Origin of the sequence: Amycolatopsis aidingensis (assembly GCF_018885265.1) — a bacterium.
Taxonomy (GTDB): domain Bacteria; phylum Actinomycetota; class Actinomycetes; order Mycobacteriales; family Pseudonocardiaceae; genus Amycolatopsis; species Amycolatopsis aidingensis.
The window spans coordinates 3938163-3956057 of the sequence record NZ_CP076538.1; the positions used below are offsets into that span (position 1 = coordinate 3938163).

Annotated in this window: 16 protein-coding genes and 2 pseudogenes; 5 read left to right on the plus strand and 13 right to left on the minus strand. The window is 70.9% G+C overall.

Annotated features, from left to right (window positions below; all coding sequences use genetic code 11):
- The first annotated feature begins 101 nt into the window (after positions 1 to 101).
- Together KOI47_RS18040 and KOI47_RS18045 are read left to right on the plus strand one after the other, a co-directional pair.
- A complete protein-coding gene (locus KOI47_RS18040) occupies positions 102 to 575 on the plus strand; it encodes an OsmC family protein (protein WP_216204701.1) in 474 nt (157 codons plus the stop codon).
- A gap of 72 nt (positions 576 to 647) precedes the next feature.
- Entirely contained in the window at positions 648 to 2570 is a 1923-nt protein-coding gene (locus KOI47_RS18045; RefSeq protein ID WP_408629833.1) for a Xaa-Pro dipeptidyl-peptidase, read from the plus strand.
- A gap of 4 nt (positions 2571 to 2574) precedes the next feature.
- On the opposite strand, the gene KOI47_RS18050 is transcribed toward KOI47_RS18045, so the two are convergent.
- On the minus strand, positions 2575 to 3789 hold the full coding sequence (locus tag KOI47_RS18050) for an MFS transporter (RefSeq protein ID WP_216204704.1): 1215 nt from the start codon (positions 3787 to 3789) through the stop codon (positions 2575 to 2577).
- A 319-nt stretch (positions 3790 to 4108) separates the two neighbouring features.
- Here KOI47_RS18050 and KOI47_RS18055 point away from each other — a divergent pair, with 319 nt between their 5' ends.
- Entirely contained in the window at positions 4109 to 5047 is a 939-nt protein-coding gene (locus tag KOI47_RS18055) for a 5'-3' exonuclease (RefSeq protein ID WP_216204707.1), read from the plus strand.
- A gap of 37 nt (positions 5048 to 5084) precedes the next feature.
- Here the strand turns inward: KOI47_RS18055 and KOI47_RS35720 are convergent, their stop codons facing one another.
- The 7 genes from KOI47_RS35720 to KOI47_RS18090 form a co-directional block, all read right to left on the minus strand.
- Complete coding sequence (locus tag KOI47_RS35720) at positions 5085 to 5486, minus strand: DUF4333 domain-containing protein (protein ID WP_232376093.1); 402 nt, start codon at positions 5484 to 5486, stop codon at positions 5085 to 5087.
- 32 nt (positions 5487 to 5518) lie between these two features.
- On the minus strand, positions 5519 to 6721 hold the full coding sequence (locus KOI47_RS18065; RefSeq protein WP_216204710.1) for a GNAT family N-acetyltransferase: 1203 nt from the start codon (positions 6719 to 6721) through the stop codon (positions 5519 to 5521).
- Between the two features lie 43 nt (positions 6722 to 6764).
- Positions 6765 to 7451 (minus strand): DUF4333 domain-containing protein, encoded by a 687-nt coding sequence (locus KOI47_RS18070; RefSeq protein WP_216204711.1) that lies wholly within the window; start codon positions 7449 to 7451, stop codon positions 6765 to 6767.
- A gap of 78 nt (positions 7452 to 7529) precedes the next feature.
- Complete coding sequence (locus tag KOI47_RS18075) at positions 7530 to 10307, minus strand: DEAD/DEAH box helicase (protein WP_216204713.1); 2778 nt, start codon at positions 10305 to 10307, stop codon at positions 7530 to 7532.
- A 137-nt stretch (positions 10308 to 10444) separates the two neighbouring features.
- Positions 10445 to 10873, minus strand: a complete 429-nt coding sequence (locus KOI47_RS18080; RefSeq protein ID WP_216204714.1) for a hypothetical protein — start codon at positions 10871 to 10873, stop codon at positions 10445 to 10447.
- Between the two features lies 1 nt (position 10874).
- Positions 10875 to 11282, minus strand: coding sequence for a winged helix-turn-helix transcriptional regulator (locus KOI47_RS18085; RefSeq protein ID WP_216204717.1), 408 nt, complete (start codon positions 11280 to 11282; stop codon positions 10875 to 10877).
- Positions 11283 to 11291: 9 nt separating this feature from the next.
- The gene (locus KOI47_RS18090; protein WP_216204720.1) at positions 11292 to 12164 is read right to left on the minus strand and encodes an alpha/beta fold hydrolase; all 873 of its coding nucleotides are present in this window, start codon (positions 12162 to 12164) and stop codon (positions 11292 to 11294) included.
- A 100-nt stretch (positions 12165 to 12264) separates the two neighbouring features.
- On the opposite strand from KOI47_RS18090, the pseudogene ftrA reads away from it, so the two are divergent.
- Positions 12265 to 13249 (plus strand): annotated as a pseudogene (gene ftrA / locus KOI47_RS36465) (transcriptional regulator FtrA).
- On the opposite strand, the gene KOI47_RS18100 reads toward ftrA, so the two are convergent.
- Together KOI47_RS18100 and KOI47_RS18105 are read right to left on the minus strand one after the other, a co-directional pair.
- Positions 13195 to 13575 carry a hypothetical protein gene (locus KOI47_RS18100; RefSeq protein WP_216204722.1) on the minus strand — a complete coding sequence of 127 codons (381 nt, stop codon included), beginning with the start codon at positions 13573 to 13575 and terminating at the stop codon, positions 13195 to 13197. The pseudogene ftrA and the gene KOI47_RS18100 overlap by 55 nt on opposite strands.
- Positions 13476 to 14506 (minus strand): annotated as a pseudogene (locus KOI47_RS18105) (glycosyltransferase 87 family protein). Before KOI47_RS18105 ends, KOI47_RS18100 begins: the two are co-directional and overlap by 100 nt.
- Here KOI47_RS18105 and KOI47_RS18110 point away from each other — a divergent pair.
- Positions 14507 to 15526: a methyltransferase gene (locus KOI47_RS18110; protein WP_216204728.1), complete on the plus strand. Its 1020-nt coding sequence runs from the start codon at positions 14507 to 14509 to the stop codon at positions 15524 to 15526. It begins immediately after the preceding pseudogene.
- 7 nt (positions 15527 to 15533) lie between these two features.
- On the opposite strand, the gene KOI47_RS18115 is transcribed toward KOI47_RS18110, so the two are convergent.
- From KOI47_RS18115 to tatA, 3 genes are all read right to left on the minus strand, one after another.
- Complete coding sequence (locus tag KOI47_RS18115) at positions 15534 to 16415, minus strand: diacylglycerol/lipid kinase family protein (RefSeq protein ID WP_216204731.1); 882 nt, start codon at positions 16413 to 16415, stop codon at positions 15534 to 15536.
- An 8-nt stretch (positions 16416 to 16423) separates the two neighbouring features.
- The gene (tatC, locus tag KOI47_RS18120; protein WP_216204735.1) at positions 16424 to 17452 is read right to left on the minus strand and encodes a twin-arginine translocase subunit TatC; all 1029 of its coding nucleotides are present in this window, start codon (positions 17450 to 17452) and stop codon (positions 16424 to 16426) included.
- Positions 17453 to 17535: 83 nt separating this feature from the next.
- Positions 17536 to 17889 (minus strand): Sec-independent protein translocase subunit TatA, encoded by a 354-nt coding sequence (tatA, locus tag KOI47_RS18125; RefSeq protein WP_216217378.1) that lies wholly within the window; start codon positions 17887 to 17889, stop codon positions 17536 to 17538.
- Between the last annotated feature and the right edge of the window lie 6 nt (positions 17890 to 17895).

The window sequence follows — 17895 nt, forward strand, 5'->3', positions numbered from 1 at the left end:
ACCAGACCGGTCGCTGCCCGCCTCGGAAACTCGGCTGCTGTAAGTGTCCGTTCCCTGCAGAATTCGCAGCGAACGGACACTCACAGCAGTAGGGAGCAGGTATGGAGCGGCGGCACGAGTACCGGACCGTGGTCACCTGGACCGGCAACCGGGGCACCGGCACCAGCGGGTACCGCGACTTCGGGCGCGAGCACGAGGTCAGCACGGACGGGCCAGGCCCGATCGCGGGCAGTTCCGACCCGGCCTTCCGCGGCGACCCGTCCCGCTGGAACCCCGAGCAGTTGCTGGTCGCCTCGCTGTCCCAGTGCCACATGCTGTGGTACCTGCACCTGTGCTCCACCTCGGGGGTCGTGGTCACCGAGTACCTGGACCGGGCGTTCGGCTCGATGACCGAGAGCGGCGCGGGCGGCCAGTTCACCGAGGTCGTGCTCCGGCCCGAGATCACGGTAGAGTCGGCCGACATGGTCGAGACCGCCACCCGGCTGCACGAGGACGCGCACCGCGCCTGCTTCATCGCCAACTCGGTGAACTTCCCGGTGCGGCACGAGCCCACCATCACCCCGGCCGGGGGCTGACTCCCGACGTTCGGCCCTGCCGCGGCCGGCACCGCGCTCCCTACCGTCGAGACGAGACTCTGGGAGGCAGTGGTGAACTGGTCTGCGTCACGCGGGCTCGCCGCGTTACTGGTGCTGGTCCTCGGCGTACTGACGATCCCGGTGCCCGCCACCGCCGCCCCGCCCGCGTTCGCGATCCGGGACGGGGTGAGCCAGCCGGTCTACTCCTACGCCGAGGCCATCCGCGAGCGGGTCTGGGTGGACACCGGACTGGACGCCGACCGGGACGGCCGCACCGACCGGGTGGTCGCCGACGTGATCCGGCCCGCCGAAGCGGCGCGCGCCGGGATCGAGGTTCCGGTGATCATGGAAGCCAGCCCGTACTACGGCAACCTGGGGCGGGGCAACGAGAGCGAGCTCAAGACCTACGACGCGCAGGATCGCCCGCTGGGCTTCCCGCTGTTCTACGACAACTACTTCGTGCCCCGTGGTTACGCGGTGGTGCTGGTGGACCTTGCGGGCACCAACCGTTCCCAGGGCTGCCTCGACGTGGGTGGCCGCGCGGAGGTCGCCGCGGGCAAGGCCGTGGTCGACTGGCTGAACGGGCGCGCGGCCGGCTACCGCGACGGGGGCGAGCAGGTGCGGGCCGACTGGTCCAGCGGCGCGGTCGGCATGATCGGCAAGTCCTGGGACGGCACCGTGGCCAACGGAGTGGCCGCCACCGGGGTCCCCGGGCTGCGCACGATCGTGCCGATCGCCGCGATCAGCTCCTGGTACGACTACTTCCGTTCGGACGGGGTGGCATTCGGCTACGGCCCCTACCCACGGCAGCCGGTGAACCTCGGCCGCCGGATCGAGTCCCCGGAGGCGGCCAAGCGTTGCTCCGCGGTGCACCGGGAGCTGATCGAGGGCGCTCCGGCCAACGGCGATGTAACTCCACTGTGGACCGAAAGGGACTACGTCCGGGACGCGAGCAAGGTACGGGCCAGCGTGTTCGCCGTACACGGCCTCGGTGACCTGAACGTGAAGATGCGGCACCTCGGGCAGTGGTGGGAGGCGCTGCGGGTACCGCGCAAGCTGTGGCTGTCCCAGACCGGGCACGTGGACCCCTTCGACTTCCGCCGTGCCGAGTGGGTGCACACCCTGCACCGCTGGTTCGACCGGTGGCTGCTCGGCATCAACAACGGCATCGAACGAGAGCCGATGGCCAGCATCGAACGCGCCCCGGACCAGTGGGTCCAGCAGCGCAGCTGGCCGGTGTCCGAGAAGACCACGCTGTGGCCGCAGCCAGGGGCGCAACCGGGGCTGGGCACGCTGGGCACCGAGCGGCCGGAGCCGGGTTCGGCCGCGGCGTTCACCGACGACCCCGGCAAGGGCTCGCGGGACTGGGCGGCGCGGCCAGGGGAACCCGCGCCGGAGCGGGTGCTGTACGACTCGGGTCCGCTGAGCTCCGACCTGCATATCGCGGGCAGTTCCTCGATCACGGTGACCGCGAGCCCATCCACCCCGACCGCGCACCTGAGCGCCGTCCTGGTCGACTACGGCCCCGCGACCATCCGCGACTACCTCGGCCCCGGCGAGGGCATCCGCACCCTGGGTACCGAATCCTGCTGGGGCGCGACCCGGCCGGGGGACGATCCGTGCTATCGCAACACCGCGACCACGACCACCGCGGTGGACCTGGAGGTGATCTCCCGCGGCTGGGCGGACCTGGCCAACCACGCCACGCTGCGCGAGTCCGGCCCGCTGGAGCCCGGCCGCGACTACCGGATGACCTTCCGGCTGTCCGCGACCGACCATGTGGTGCCCCGAGGCCATCACCTCGCGCTGATCATCGCGGGCACCGACCGCGGGTTCAGTGTCAGTCCGGCCGAGCCCGGCACGGTACGGGTGGACCTGAGCCGCACCAGCGTGCGGATCCCGGCCACGACCACCCCGCGAGCCGGATCGGGCCCACCGCCGGTGGTGCGGCCGGACCGGCTGCCGCCGCTGCCGACCGGCACCGAGTTCCGCTGACCGCTCACCCCGGCGCCACCAGCACGGTCGATTCCGGCGGCGCGTCCATCTCCCGCCAGATCCGGAACATCAGCGGGCAGCAGGCCACCGCGAGACAGATCCCGCCGAGCACCAGCACGGCGGGCCGCAGCCCGATCCAGTCCAGCAGGGCGCCCGCCAGCAGCGCGCCAAGCGGCATGGCCGCTATCGCCCCGGTGTAGAGCGCGCCGAACACCCTGCCCCGCAGCGCCACCGGGACCCGCTCGTACATCAGCCCGGCCAGCACCGGGTTCAGCGGTCCGACTCCGAAGCTGCACAGCGTCAGCAGCAGCACCATCACCACCGCAGGAGGGTTGGCGGCGAGCACGCCGTAGGTCGGTGCCCCGCACAACAGGAAGCACCAGCTGAAGATGGCTCGGCGACCGAACCGCCCGCCGAGCCAGCCGTAGAGCAGCGCGCCGAGCAGGCCGCCCGCTCCCACGGCGGCGATCACCACCCCGACCAGCGCGCTGTTCTGCCACACCCTGGCTCCGTAGGCGGGGACCAGCACCGAGTACAGCCCGACGAACAGGGCGTTGATCCCGGCGCACAATCCGGAGACCCACAGCAGCAGGTGGTCACCACGCAGCTGCCGGGCGCCCTCCCGCAAGTCGGCAAGGTATCCCCGGTCCTGCCCGCACGCGGGCCGCTCGGTGAACCTCGCAGGCACCAGCAGCGCGACCAGGCCGGCCGCGAGGAACAGTGTGCTGGCATCCAGCAGTAGTACCGGCGCCGCGCCCAGCACGGTGATCAGGGCGCCCGCGGCCAGCGCGCCGAACAGGTCCCCGATCCGGTGCACGCTTTCCAGCGCGGCCGTGGCCCGCTCCACTCGGGTCCCGGCGAGCGCGATCGCCTCCGGCAGCAGCACCTGTTTGGCGGTGCGCGAGGGTGCCCGGCCCAGCCCGATCCCGAATGCCATGGCCGCCAGCGCGAGCAGGGAGAGTTCCATCGTGGCCACGAACAGCGGCACGGCAAGCAGCACGGGCACGGTGAGCAGATCGGCCAGCACGCTGATCCGCCGCGGCCCGTGCCGGTCGACCAGGGTGCCCGCCACGGAGAACGACAGCAGCAGACCCACCGTTTCGGCCGCGGCCACGGCACCGGTCATCGACCCGCTGCCGGTGGTGTCCAGCACGTACCACGGGATCGCGACCATGGTCATCGCGGAGCCGACCGCCGCGATACCGGCGGCGGCGAGCACCGCCAGGAGTGGAATGCGCCGGGACCCGATGGATCTTCGGCTGCGGCCGTGCGGTTCGGCGGCCGCCCTCACGATTCACGCTCATGGCCTTGACACATTCGGAAACACAACCGGATTCGGTTCGCACGAAATCGTTCTTTCCCAGCCACCTAAACACGCTAGAACAGCGGCGAAACTTTGCAAAGTGCACGTTGCAGCTAACCCAGGCACACCACGGGTGCGTGGCTTGCTGCCGGACGAGCGACCTCGACTTCCCCGATGTGGGAACGGATCCGGGTCGCTCGCCCGCTGTGGGTAGCAGGTGTGGCAGGCTGTGCCGGTGACCGCACCGCTGGCCCTGCTCGACGCCGCGAGCATGTACTTCCGTTCGTTCCACGCCCTGCCGGAATCGCTGACCGCACCGGACGGCACGCCGGTCAACGCCGTGCGCGGGTTCACCGACACGGTAGCCAGGATCCTCACCGACCGGCGACCGGGGCGGCTGGTCGCCTGCCTGGACGCGGACTGGCGGCCACAGTTCCGGGTGAACCTGCTGCCAAGTTACAAGGCGCACCGGGTCGCCGAGGAAGCCGAGGACGGTGCGGTAGAGGTCGTCCCGGACGCGCTGAGCCCGCAGGTACCGATCATCCTGGAGGTGCTGGAAGCGGTCGGGCTGGCCACCGCCGAGGCGGCGGGGTATGAGGCGGACGACGTGATCGGCACGCTGGTGGCTCGGGAGTCGGCCGACCCGGTCGAGGTGATCAGCGGGGACCGGGACCTGTTCCAGCTGGTGCGGACCGAGCCCAGCCCGGTCACCGTGTACTACCTCGGCAAGGGCTGGAACAAAGCGGAACCGCTCGGCCCGGCGGAGATCGCGGCCAAGTACGGGGTGCCGGAGGAGAACGCCGGCCCAGCCTACGCCGATATGGCGGCCCTGCGCGGCGACCCCTCGGACGGCCTGCCCGGGGTGGCCGGGATCGGCGAGAAGACCGCGGCGAAGCTGATCAGCCAGTTCGGTTCGCTGGAGGCGCTGATCGGCGCCGCGGCCGAGGGTGATCCGCGGGTGCCGCCCAAGACCCGGCTGCGGCTCGCCGAGGCCGCCGACTACCTCGCCGTGGCGCCCACCGTGGTGCAGGTGGCTCCGGACGCCCCGGTGGAGTTCTCCCGCCCGGACCGGGTGCCCGCCGCGCCCGCCGACCCGGAGCGCGCGCTGGAACTCGGCGAGCGCTGGAACCTCGGCGGTTCGGTGCAACGGCTGCTGGACGCGCTGGCCGGGTAGTAGGGCCACCGCGACCGCGCGCCTTCTGCAACCCGGTCTAGTCGGGTGCGCTTACCTCGTACTCGCCGTCCTCGCTGGTGACGGTGATGGTGACCGTCCTGGCCTCCTCGGCCACCCGTACCGCGCAGTCGAAGGTGCTGCCGACCTGGACCGGCTGGCCCGGCGGGCAGTTCACGTTCGTCACCTCCGCCAGGCCGTAGCTCTCGGTGAGCACCTTGCGCACCGAGGCCTGCATGGCCAGCCGGTCGAACACCTTCGGCAGCGGCGACAGCGTGGTCGTCGTGGCGGCTGTGCTCCGGCTGCCGCCGGGTGGGGTCGTGCTGGTGGCGGAACTGGCCGCCGATGTACCCGGTCCCTCGTCCTGGCCGCTGCCCTGGTCACAGCCCGCGCCAAGCAGCACGCCGGCGACCGCCAGCAGCAGCACTACACGCAACCGCACGCCCGCACCCCGACAGGTTGATCGTCAACAGGTTAGAAGAAGGTACCGCACCAGGCCGTCCGGTGCGTCGCGAACAGGCTGTCCGCCGCCGCCACGGCCGCCGGGTCGGCCACCTCGATCCGTCCGGCCTCGGCCAGCGCCGACGGCCGCCAGCCACCGAGGTAGATCATCGCGAGGGTGTCCACGTGCAGCCGGAGCCCTGCGGGTGCCGTCACCTCCGTCACCTCGTCCGCCGAGACGAGATACCGCCCGGAGTTGTGCTCCAGCACTGGATCCACCACCTCCAGCACCACCGTCCCCTGGCCGCGCTCCCGTGCGCGCAGCGCCCCCGGCACGTCCACCAGGCGCAGCCAGAGTGCATCGGAGGCACCGTTGACCCGCACCGCGCGCGGGTCGGTGAACAGCAACTCGGCGTACTCGTCCTGGGGACGCCCGGACGCCTCGATCTCGCCGACCAGGTCCACCCCGAGCAGGTAGCGCCAGAGCCCGGCGAAGGCGGAGAACGAGCCGTAGTGGAAGTCCATCAGCTTGAGCACGGCTCCGCGGGCGGGGTCGGGCCGCGCCACCTCGTAGATAGCGAACCCATCGGCACCACCAGGTCCATAGTGGACGGCCGCGGTCACCGGATTCCCGGTGCGCCGCATGAACACTCCGGCCGCGGGCCACCAGTACTGGTTCCGGGTCAGCATCCCCGGCCAGCGCGGCGACAGCTCCCGGTACACCGCTGGCAGCCGCTCCAGCGCGGTGTCCAGGTCGAACAGGTCGACCTGGCCCTCGTGCGGGATCTCCGGCCGGAACACCGCCCGCCGCCGATCGACGGTGTAGGAGCGGCCCGTGGTGGCAATCCCGTAGCCGAACCGGCCGTAGATCAGGCCCTCCGAGGCGATCAGCCCGGCCACCGCAATCCCGCGTTCGGCGAGATCGGTGAGCTGGGTGCGCATCAGCTCGGTCAGCACACCGCGCCGGGTGCGGTTGGGCCGCACCCCGACCCCGGTCACCGCCGCCGTCGGCAACATGCCGCCACCGGGAAGGACCAGCTCGGAGTCGAAGAACCGGGCGGTGCCGATGAGCGTGTCATCGAAGACGCCGAGTGTGTTGCCTTCCTGGTAGGCGTTCCGGACCTGTTGCCAGTCCTCGGTGGAGGAAGGCGGGGCATGCAGGCTGTGCCGGAGCAGGTCGTAGGCGGCGCGCAGGTCGTCCTCGCCGTGCAGCACCTGGACGGTGTGATCACTCATAGTGGCCATAGTGGCTGCCGCCCGGTCGCGGCGGCCACCGGTTTTACTTCGGCATCGCGACCTCGTACTTGCCTTCAGCCTCGTCAACCACCGTGATCGAGACCTTCTGCTGCTGGCCGCCGATCGTGATGTCGCATTCGAAGGTGTGCCCCTCCTTAACCGGCTGGTCGGCCGGGCAGGACACGCTCTCCACCGCGCCCTGGACGGGGTAGTTGTCGCTGATCAGGTTCTGGATGTCGCGTTCCATGGCGGCGTTGTCGAAGGTCTTGCCCGGCATCGCCCACCCCGGCCACACGAACAGGGCCACCGCGGCCAGCGCGATCACCACGACCACCCCGCCGATGGTGAACCACAGACCCTTGTTGGACTTGCCGGGCTGGCCACCCGGCGGCTGGCCATAGGGCTGCTGGCCGTAGTCGAACTGACCGGGCTGGCCGTACCCGGGTGGAGGCTGCTGGCCGTAGGGAGGCTGACCGTACCCGGGCGGCTGCTGCTGCGGGTATCCCGGTGGCGGCTGCTGCCCATAGCCGGGAGGCTGGCCATACCCGGGCTGCTGCCCGTAACCGGGAGGCGGCTGACCTGGTTGACCTGGTTGACCATAGCCCGGTTGGCCGTATCCCGGCTGGGGCTGGCCGGGGAAGCCACCGGAGGGTGGCCCCGAAGGATCCCCCGAGCCGTAGGGTTGTTGCCCCCACTGCTGCGGGTCGTTTCCTCCGTACGGCGTGCTCATCGTTCGTCGCCTCCGCCTTTCGATGTCAGGTCGTGCGCGATCCAACCACAGACGGTCGTTCCGCACACGTAAAGGCCATCACGTTTCGCCTGCCGCGACAACACCGCGTCGCAGGGCACGCACCGCGTCCGCGGCCGCGGCGCCAACCGGGTTCTGCTTGCCAAGCACATCCCGGATCTGGTCGAGCAGATCGATCACCTGCCGGGACCAGCGCACGAAATCACCGGCGGAGAGCTCCTGCCCGTTCGCCTCGGCGGAGGTGAGCACCTTCTCCAGGGACTCGCCCCGCGCCCAGCGGTACACCGGCCAGGCGAACCCGGCATCCGGCTCCCTCGTCCGGTCGAGCCGGTGCCTGCGCTCGTCGTCGGCCAGCTCCGACCACAGCCGCACGGTCTCCTGCCACGCCTCGGGCACCGCTCCGGAGGGCACCCTGGGCTCGCCCGCGGCATCCCGGCGCGCCTCGAACACCAGCGCGGAGACCACGGCGGCCAGTTCCGGTGGCTTGAGGCCGTCCCACACCCCGTGCCGGATGCACTCGGCGGCCAGCAGGTCGGATTCGCTGTACAGCCGGGCGAGCCGCTTGCCGTGCTCGGTCACCCTGGTCCGCGTCTCGGCTTCCTGCTCCTCCTCGACCAGGTACCCGCGTTCGGTGAGCAGTGCGCGGATCCGGTCGAACGCCCGCGCCAGCGAGTGGGTCGTGGCGGCGACCTTGCGTTCCAGCTGCTCGGTCTCGGCGGTGAGCCGCTGGTACCGCTCCACCCAGCGCAGGTTCGCCTCCCGCTCGGCGAGCCCGTGGCAGGGATGGGCGCGCATCGCCCGCCGCAGGTCGGCCAGCTCCTCGTCCTCGTTCGCCCCGGAGCGCCGCCGCTGCCGTCCCGGCTTGGTGATCCCGGTGTTGCGCAGGGTCGAGGCGATGTCCCTGCGGGTCTTCGGCGAGCGCAGCTCCACATGCTTGGGCAGCCGGACCCGGCCCAGCGCCTCCACCGGGGAAGGGAAGTCGGACACCGACAACGGTCCCGACCAGCGATCCTCGGTCACGACCACGGGGCGGGGCTCGTGCAGCGGGTCGAGGCCGGGGTCGATCACTACCGCCAGCCCGGCCCGCCTGCCCGCGGGCACCGCGATCACGTCGCCCCGGCGCAGCTGCTCCAGCGACCGGCTGGTCTGCGCCCTGCGGGCGGCGCTGTTCTGCTTGGCCAGCGCCTTCTCCCGGTCGGAGATCTTCTTCCGCAGCTCGGCGTACTCGAGCATCTGCTGGAAGTCCCCGGTGACCGCCTCGGCGTAGCCCTCCAGCGCCTCCTTGTTCCGCTCGATCCGGCGCGAGATGCCAACCACCGACCGGTCGGCCTGGAACTGCGCGAAGGACTGTTCCAGCAGCTCACGGGCCTGCGCCGCGCCGAGTTGCCCGACCAGGTTGATAGCCATGTTGTAGCCGGGCCGGAACGAGGAGCGCAGCGGGTAGGTCCTGGTCGAGGCGAGCCCGGCGACCTGCTTGGGATCCACTCCCGGCTGCCAGAGCACAACCGCGTGTCCCTCGACGTCGATGCCGCGCCGGCCTGCCCGGCCGGTGAGCTGGGTGTACTCCCCCGGGGTGAGGTCCATATGGGCTTCCCCGTTGTACTTGACCAGCCGTTCCAGCACCACGGTGCGGGCGGGCATGTTGATCCCGAGTGCGAGTGTCTCGGTGGCGAACACCACCTTCACCAGGCCACGGACGAACAGTTCCTCGACGGTCTCCTTGAAGGCGGGCAGCAGGCCGGCATGGTGCCCGGCGATCCCGCGCTCCAGCGCCTCCCGCCACTCCCAGTAGCCCAGCACGCCCAGGTCGCCCTCGGGCAGGTCCGCGGTGCGCTCGCGGACGATCCGGCGCACCTCCTCCACCTCCTCGGGGCTGTTCAGCCACAGGCCGGAGCGCACGCACTGGCCCACGGCGGCGTCACAGCCCGCGCGGGAGAAGATGAACACGATCGCGGGCAGCAGACCCGCCCGATCCAGCCGGTCCACCACCTCCACCCGGGACGGCGGCCGGAACCGGGGGCCGCGCGGCTGGCCCTTGCGCCCGCGCGGGCCGCGGATACCCGCGGGGGCGTGCAGCCTGCCGACCTCCTCGGTACGCCGCAGCAGGGCCGGATTGATCCGGCTCTCCTGGTCCCCGTGCTCGCCCTGCTTGGCCGCGAACAGGTCGAACAACCTGTTCCCGACCAGCATGTGCTGCCACAGGGGCACCGGCCGGTGCTCGTCCACCACCACCGCGGTGTCCCCGCGGACGGTGATCAGCCACTCACCGAACTCCTCAGCGTTGCTGACCGTCGCGGACAGCCCGACCACCCGCACGTACTCGGGCAGGTGCAGGATGACCTCCTCCCAGACCGCGCCGCGGAAGCGATCGGCGAGGTAGTGCACCTCGTCCATCACCACGTAGCCCAGGTCGGTCAGGGTGGAGGAGCCCGCGTAGAGCATGTTGCGCAGCACCTCGGTGGTCATCACGACGATCTGCGCGTTGCCGTTGATCGAGGTGTCCCCGGTGAGCAGGCCCACCGCGTCCGTTCCGTAACGCTCGGTGAGATCGGCGTACTTCTGGTTGGACAGCGCCTTGATCGGCGTGGTGTAGAAGCACTTGCGCCCCTCGGCAAGGGCGAGGTGCACGGCGAACTCGCCGACCACGGTCTTGCCCGCGCCGGTTGGCGCGCAGACCAGCACGCCGTGCCCGTCCTCGAGGGCCTCGCAGCCCTGCCGCTGGAACTGGTCGAACTCGAAGGATGCCTCGGCCGCGAACCGCGTCAGCTGCGGATACGCCGCGCGGCGCCGTGAGCCCGCGTAGGCCTCGGCCGGAGTGGATGAAGTGGATGAGGCCACGACGTCAGGGTTCCATATCCGTCACCCGCTCCGCATGCGGTGGTCGTTTTCGCAGGTCGGCACCGCCGGTCGGCAGGAAGGTCAGGTGCTGTACCGCTCGCCCCACTGGCGCAGCCGCGCCACGCCGTGAACTGTTCCTAGATCCGCCCCCACGGCCACCAAGGTGGCCGGTTGCCAGGACAGTTCAGGGCCGGGTAGTCGTCAGACACGGTCACGTCCATCACGACCAGAGTCGCTGCCCACCCCAAGCCGAGCACGAGTGCCGCCAGCACCGGCACGTAGATCAGGGCACGCAACGCGGCGTTCCCACTCAGCCTGCGCGCAAGCGCTACCATCAACGGGAACGCCAGCCCGAACACCGGACCGAGCACGAGCAGCAGGATCGGCAGCCTGAAAAACAACAGATGCCCGAAGTTCGCGGAGGCGTTGATCCCGATCTCGCACTCCTCCATCGCGATGAGGACCTGCCTGATCACCAGAAAGCCGACGACAACCGCGACGAGCGTCCCGAGCACGGCAAGCAGCACATCCGACGGCCTGAACCTGGTCTGCTCCTGACCCGTCATCTCAGGAGGACGCGTCCGCAGCAGTCCTGGTTGCGACATAGTCGCAACCCTCCGCCCGCGGTAGGCCGGGATCCTGCGGCTGGTGCCCCACAGCGTACCGCTCGCCCCACTGGCGCAGCCGCGCCACGATCGGATCCAGGCTGCGGCCCAGCTCGGTCAGCGTGTACTCCACCTTCGGCGGCACCTCGGGGTACACCGTCCTGCGCACCAGCCCGTCGGCCTCCAGCTCGCGCAGCTGGCGGGTGAGCACCCGCTGGGTGATCCGCGGCATCAGCCTGCGCAGCTCACCGAACCGGCGGGTACCGCCGCGCAGGTGCTCGATGATCACCAGCTTCCACTTGCCGCCCAGCACCTCCAGCGCGACCTCGACCGGACAGTTCTCCGCCGTGGTCCGCACACTGTCCCGCATCACCCAAGACTACGTACTTGTGGATCGGATCCCGCCAGTGGTCGCGTCGCCGCCGCGCCCGATCTCGCGCTCGAAGGCCAGCAGCTCCTCGGCGAACGCACGCGGGTTGTCCTCGGGCGAGAAATGCCCCGCCTCCGGCAGGAACCGCAGCTCGGCGCCCGGTAGGGCGGCGGCCAGCTCGCGAGCCTTCTCCGGCGGGAACCAGGCGTCCTGGTCACCCCACAGCAGGCGCGCGGGCACCGACAGCCGCGCCAGCCGCGGGACCAGCGGCGCCGCGAGGTCCTCGTCGTAACGGGCGACGGCACGCCAGTACGCGGCGACGCCCTCGGCCCCGCGCCACGGGGCGAGGTAGCCGGCGAAGGTGTCCGCATCCAGTGGCCGGTAGGTGGTCTGCGCCAGGTGCGCCGCGATCATGCCCTCGGCGACATGCACCGGAAGCTGCCGCATCGTGCCCTGGTTCTCCCGCGCGAGGCGGGAGAAGTCGGTGACGAACGGCGGGATCACCGCGGCATCGGCGAACACGAACGCGCCGACCTCGAGGCCGTGGAAGAAGTGCGCACGCAGCGCGAAGATCGGCGCGAAGTCGAAGGCCACCACGGTCGGCGCGGTCAGCCCCCAGTGCTGGAACAGCTCCGGCAGCCTGCGGGCCTGCTCGTCCCAGGAGATGTTCTGTCCCGCGAACCGCGCCGAGCTGCCGAAACCGGGCCAGTCGAACATGTACACCCGATGCCGCGGCGCTAGGTAACCCACCACGTTGCGCCAGATGTAGGACCAGTTCGGCGTGCCGTGCAGCAGCACGATCGGCGGGCCGTCGCCGAAGGCGTCCCAGCGGATCTCGCCCTGCGGCGAGGCGAACGTCCGGGTCAGCTGCCAGTCGGTCATCACGGGTCTCCTCAGGTCGGTGACAGGCACACCGTCATCCTCGCCACCGGCTCCGGCCTGCACGAGTGTCGTGAACGCCGCTGTTCGTTAAGATCGCGCCATGGCCGATCGCACCGTGTCCGTGCTCGCCTACGAGGGCATGTCCTCCTTCGAGACCGGTATCGCGATCGAGGTGTTCGGCCTGGTGTGGCCCGAACTGGGGGTGGACTGGTACCGGCTCAGCGTCTGCGCGCAGCGGCCGGGCCCGGTGAGCGTGCGCGGCGGCGCCACCCTGTCCACCCCACACGGGCTGGACACCCTGGCCGCGGCTCAGACCGTGGTCATCCCGAGCGTGTCCGATGTGGCGGCCACTCCCAGCCCGGAACTCGTCGCCAGCCTGCGCCTGGCGCATCAACGGGGCGCGCGGATCGTCTCGATCTGCTCCGGCGCGTTCGCCCTTGCCGCGGCGGGCCTGCTGGACGGTCGCAGGGCCACCACCCACTGGCGCTACGCCGACCTGCTGCGCCGCCGGTATCCGCGGGTACAGGTGGATCCCGGGCCGCTCTACATCGACGACCGGGACGTGCTGACCAGCGCGGGATGCGCGGCCGGCCCTGGACCTGTGCCTGCACATCGTCCGCACGGATCACGGCGCCGCCATCGCCAACGCCGTCGCCAGGCGGCTGGTGGTCCCACCGCACCGGGACGGCGGGCAGGCCCAGTACATCGAGAGCCCCGTACCCGCCGAGGCCGAGGACGACCGCATCGCCAGGAGCATGACCTGGGCGCTGGAGCACCTCACCGAACCGATCACCGTGCGGACGCTGGCCCGGCAGGCAGCCATGTCCGCCCGCACCTACCTACGGCACTTCGCCAGGTGCACCGGCACCACCCCGATTCGCTGGCTGATCCGGCAACGCGTCCAAGCCAGCCTCAGCCTGCTGGAAACCACCGACCTCCCCGTCGAGGAGATCGCGAGGGCGGCAGGCTTCGACAACGCGGTCACCTTCCGGCACCACTTCGCCCGCGCGATGCGCACCTCGCCTTCGGGCTACCGCAAGGCCTTCCGCGCCACCAGCAGCGTGCCGGCGAACACGAGCAGGTAGGCGTTTCCGTACAGCGCCTCCAGCCCGTGCCAGCCCGGCAGCATGCTGATCCCCAGCACCGGGAAGTGAATGTCCATGCCGAACAGGATGTGCACCGGCCAGGCAAAGGTCAGCAGGCCCAGCGTCACGGCCTGCGCCCTGGACGCGTGCAGCACCGCCAGCACCGCCAGCGGCCCGAGCCAGACCCAGTGGTGGCTCCAGGAGAACGGGGACACGGCCGTCGCGGTCAACCCGCACAGCGTGAGCCCGGCCAGGCCGTGCCCTTCCCGCGCCCACCTCGCCGCCAGCACCAGCCCGGTGAGGGCGACCGCGGCAGCCAGCACCACCAGGTCACCCGTTGGGCATCCCCGGTGCCCAGCAGCCGCGCCAGCATCCCGTGCAGCGACAGGTTCCCCCGGCCTGCCACCTCGGCGAACCGCCCTGCCTCGGAGAAGGTGCCGCCCCAGTACCGCGCCGAGTCCCGAGGGGCGGCGAGGAACCCGATGCCCACCGTGGCCGCCGCGGTCGCCAGCGCCGTGCCCGCCGCCCGGAACGGCGCGTCACCAGCAGATAGCCGATGAACAGCGCCGGGGTCAGCTTGATACCCGCGGCAATCCCGGCGCCGACCCCGGCCCATCTGCTCCGGCCGGTGAGATCCCACAACACGACCGCCAGCAGCACCAGGTTGATCTGACCGAGCCACATCGTCCAGGCCAGCGGCTCCAGCAGGAACACCAGCGCCGTCAACGCCATCGTGGCCCGCTTCAGCTCGGCGCCCGCCGGGCGGGCCGACCGACGCAGGCACGTTCGGACCACGGCCGTGAGCAGCCCGAGGTGGACTGGAATCACCAGCGCCCTGCACAACCAGGAGGGCAACAGGGTCAGCGGTGTGAACAGCACGGCCGCGAACGGCGGGTAGGTGAACGGAAACGCACCAGCGGCCACCGGCAGATCGGCGGCGTACAACGGCTCGCCGCGCAGCAACGCCGAGCCACCCGCGCGGTACACGGTCACGTCGAGGAAGTCGCCGAGGATCAGCGTCCCGGTGCCCGCCCAGTGCAGCAGTGCGGGTAGCGCGAACAGCGCCGCCGAGGTCACCAGGATCGCGACCATGTGCCGGGACAGCCAGCGCACCTGCGCCGCGGGATCGACGGCCGAACCGAGGACGGACGCCACCACCGCTCCGGGCCACCCCTTCCCATTTCGCCAAGCCCCGCGGCCGGACCCGGCGCCTACGCTACGGGCACAGCCAGCACGACATCGCGACCGGGAGGACATGTGGCCGGGGACACAGGCGACAACCAGAAGCTCAGCATGTGGGCCATGGCCGATCTGGTCACCCCGATGGCGGTGCGGGTGGCCGCCACGCTACGGATCGGCGACCACCTCGCCCAAGGCCCCCGCACCGCCGCCGAGCTGGCGCCACGGGTCGGCGCGCATCACGATGCGCTGGAGCGTGTCCTGCGGCACCTCGTGACCGCGGGAGTGCTGAACCGCGACGGCGACGGCGGCTACACGCTCACCGGGTTCGGCGAGCAGTTGCGCTCCGACCACCCTTCCGGAACCCGCGCCTGGATCGACCTGGACGGCGCGATCGGCCGAGGAGACCTGTGCTTCGGCAGCCTGCTGCACACCGTGCGCACCGGCGAGGCGGCCTATCCCGAGCATTTCGGCACTCCGTTCTGGGACGACCTCTCCGCGCGACCGGCGCTGGGGGCGTCCTTCGACACGCTGATGAGCGCCCAGTCCGCGGACACGGCCTCGTTGCTGGCTGCGGCCTACGACTGGGCCGCGCTCGGCGAGGTAGTGGACGTGGGCGGCGGCGCGGGCACGCTGCTGATCGAGCTCCTGCGCACGCATCCCAACCTGCGGGGCACCGTACTCGACCTGCCCGGCCCGGCCGCGGCGGCCGAACGTGCCCTGCACGAGGCGGGCCTTGCCGAGCGCGGGCGGACCGTGTCCGGCAGCTTCTTCGACCCGCTGCCCGAGGGTGCCGGCGGTTACCTGCTGGCCCTGGTCATCCATGACTGGTCCGACGAGGAGGCGAGCACCATCCTCGGCAACTGCGCCGCGGCCGCGGGCCCGGCCGGCAGGGTCCTGCTGGTGGAGGCCATCGGCACGGCGGCAGGCCAACCCGGTAACACCGAGATGGACCTGCGCATGCTGGCCTACTGCAACGGCCGCGAGCGCAGCCTGGACCAGCTGACCGAACTGGCCGACGCGGCTGGGCTACGGATCGGATCGGTGACCCCGGTGACCGGCAGGCGGTCGCTCGTCGAGTTGCTGCCCGCAGCCTGAGTCCCGCTCAGCCCAGCACGGTGAGCGCGTCCGGCACGCAGCGCACCGTCAGCGGCAGCCCGGCGAGCGGCTCACCATCGGCGTACGCGGGCCAGTCCGCGCCGGAAAGGGTCACCTGCCTGGCCCGCAGGGTGCGCACCGCGGGGTGCTCCACATGCCGACCGGAACGCAGCCCCGGCAGCACCCGCAGCAGCTCCCGCTTGGGCGCGCTGCCCACCACGGTCAGGTCGAACAGCCCGTCCCGTGGGCTCGCCGCGGGGCAGATCGGAATCCCTCCCCCATACCAGGAAGTGTTGCCCACGGCCACCAGCAACGCCGTCAGCTCCAGCCGCTCCCGCTCGGTGTGCACCACCACCTCGGCGGGGCGAAACGACGCGAGCTCGGCCAGCACGGCGAGGTCGTAGCGGCGCGGTCCACTCGGCCAGCGCAGCGTGTTCGCCCGCTCGGTCACGGCCGCGTCGAAGCCGGAACACAGCACCGTGCCGAACCAGCCGTCCCCCACCCTGCCGAGGTCCATCCGGCGCCGGCGCCCCTCCCGGATGGCCGCCACCACCGCGTCCACGGCGGCCAGTGGATCCTGCTCCACCCCGAGTGCCCTGGCCAGATCGTTCCCGGTCCCGGACGGCACCAGCCCGAGCGCCACCCCGGTACCCGCGCAGAACTGGACCGCCTGATGCGCGGCCCCGTCCCCGCCGAGCACCACCAGCACGTCCAGACCTTCGGCATGCGAGTCCCGCATCAGCGCGCGGGATTCCTCGACATCGCGCGCCACCAGCAGGTCGAGCCGGTCCACCCCGGCGCGAAGCCGGTTGGCGACCGTGCCCGCGATCCGCGCCGCCGTGCCGCGACCGGAGTCCGGATGCACGGCCAAGGCCGCATGCACACCCATATCGCGGATCAGGTGATGTCGTCGGTGTTCGCCGAGCCCGCCGGGCCGCTGCCGCCCTTGCCACCGGTGGAGCCGCCCTTGCCGCGGCCGGAAGCCGAGGGCTCTGGCCCATCCGGTTCGTCGATACTGCTCGGCGTGTACTCGAACGGCGCAGCCTCGTCATCGGCGAGGTCGCTCCAGCCCTCTTCCCTGCGCTTGCGTTCCAGCTTGCGGTCGTGCAGGCGGGCGATCTGGATGGCCAGCTCGCACAGCAACACCAGCGCCACCGCGAGCGCCAGCATGGAGAAGGGGTCGTTCCCCGGTGTCGCGAAGGCCGCGAACACGAAGATCCCGAAGGTGATGCCGCGGCGCCAGCGCTTCAGCTGCTCGTACTTCACCACCCCGACCCGGTTCAGCATCACCACCAGCAGTGGGAACTCGAAGCTGACACCGAAGATCACCAGTACCGACAGCATGAACGAGATGTACTTGTCACCGGCCAGCGCGGTGGCGAACTGGTCGCCGCCGAAGTTGCCGACAAGGAACCGCAGCGCCGTCGGCACGACCAGGTAGGCCAGCACCGCACCCCCGGCGAACAGCACGCTGGCGAACCCGACGAAGGTCATCGCGTACTTGCGTTCCTTGGAGTACAGCCCGGGCGCGATGAAGGCCCACAGCTGGTACAGCCACAGCGGCGCCACCAGCACCATGCCGCCCGCGATACCCACCTTGAGCTGGATCAGGAAGGCTTCGAACGGCTGGGTCTGCAACAGTGTGCAACCCCGCCCCTCGAACTCGATCCGGACATCCGTTGGCAACGCGCAGTAGGGCGCGGTCAGCAGGTCACCGAGCGAGGAGATCGGGCCCACGCTGACCCCGAACCAGATGAACCCCAGTATCCCGCCACCCACGATGGCGAGCAGCGCGTACGCGAGCCGCCTACGGAACTCGTAGACGTGCTCGATCAACGTCATCGTGCCGTCCGGGTTGTACCGGCGGCTGCGCCTGCGGCGGGCGCTCCCGCGCCGCTCACGCTTTTCGGAGGCAGGGTCTGCCACGCCGAGTCCCGTTCTTGGTCAGTGAAGGAGAAACCGAACCGGCGGCCGCGCACCGCCGGCACGTCCTCAGTGCTTGGCTGTGGTCAGTGCGCGTTCTTCGAAGCCGAGTCCGCCTGCGCGGCCGGCTGCTGCTTCTTCAGCTCGTCGAGCTGGCGCTGCAGGTCGGCCACCTGCTGATCGGAGGAAGAATTCGCGCCGGACTGCGGCAACTGCTTGCTCTCCGGCTCCACGACCTCGGCATCGGCGGGCTCCTCCGAGGAGGCCTTGCCGCCCTTGTCCTCCGACTTGTCCCCGCGCATGTCCTTGGTCTCGGCCTTGAAGATCTTCATGGACTTGCCGATGGACCTGGCCGCGTCCGGCAGCTTCTTCGCGCCGAACAGCAGGATCACGACAAGCGCCAAGATAGCCAGATGCCACGGCGTCAGGTTCGCGAACATCCTGGC

Bases quoted from the DNA above. Each gene is read 5' to 3' on its own strand.
- KOI47_RS18070 (WP_216204711.1), bottom strand. From the start codon at position 7,451: ATGAGCACGCCGTACGGAGGAAACGACCCGCAGCAGTGGGGGCAACAA.
- KOI47_RS18090 (WP_216204720.1), bottom strand. From the start codon at position 12,164: ATGACCGACTGGCAGCTGACCCGGACGTTCGCCTCGCCGCAGGGCGAG.
- KOI47_RS18115 (WP_216204731.1), bottom strand. From the start codon at position 16,415: ATGGGTGTGCATGCGGCCTTGGCCGTGCATCCGGACTCCGGTCGCGGC.
- KOI47_RS18040 (WP_216204701.1), top strand. From the start codon at position 102: ATGGAGCGGCGGCACGAGTACCGGACCGTGGTCACCTGGACCGGCAAC.
- KOI47_RS18065 (WP_216204710.1), bottom strand. From the start codon at position 6,721: ATGAGTGATCACACCGTCCAGGTGCTGCACGGCGAGGACGACCTGCGC.
- tatA (WP_216217378.1), bottom strand. From the start codon at position 17,889: ATGTTCGCGAACCTGACGCCGTGGCATCTGGCTATCTTGGCGCTTGTC.
- KOI47_RS18085 (WP_216204717.1), bottom strand. From the start codon at position 11,282: ATGCGGGACAGTGTGCGGACCACGGCGGAGAACTGTCCGGTCGAGGTC.
- KOI47_RS18080 (WP_216204714.1), bottom strand. From the start codon at position 10,873: ATGACGGGTCAGGAGCAGACCAGGTTCAGGCCGTCGGATGTGCTGCTT.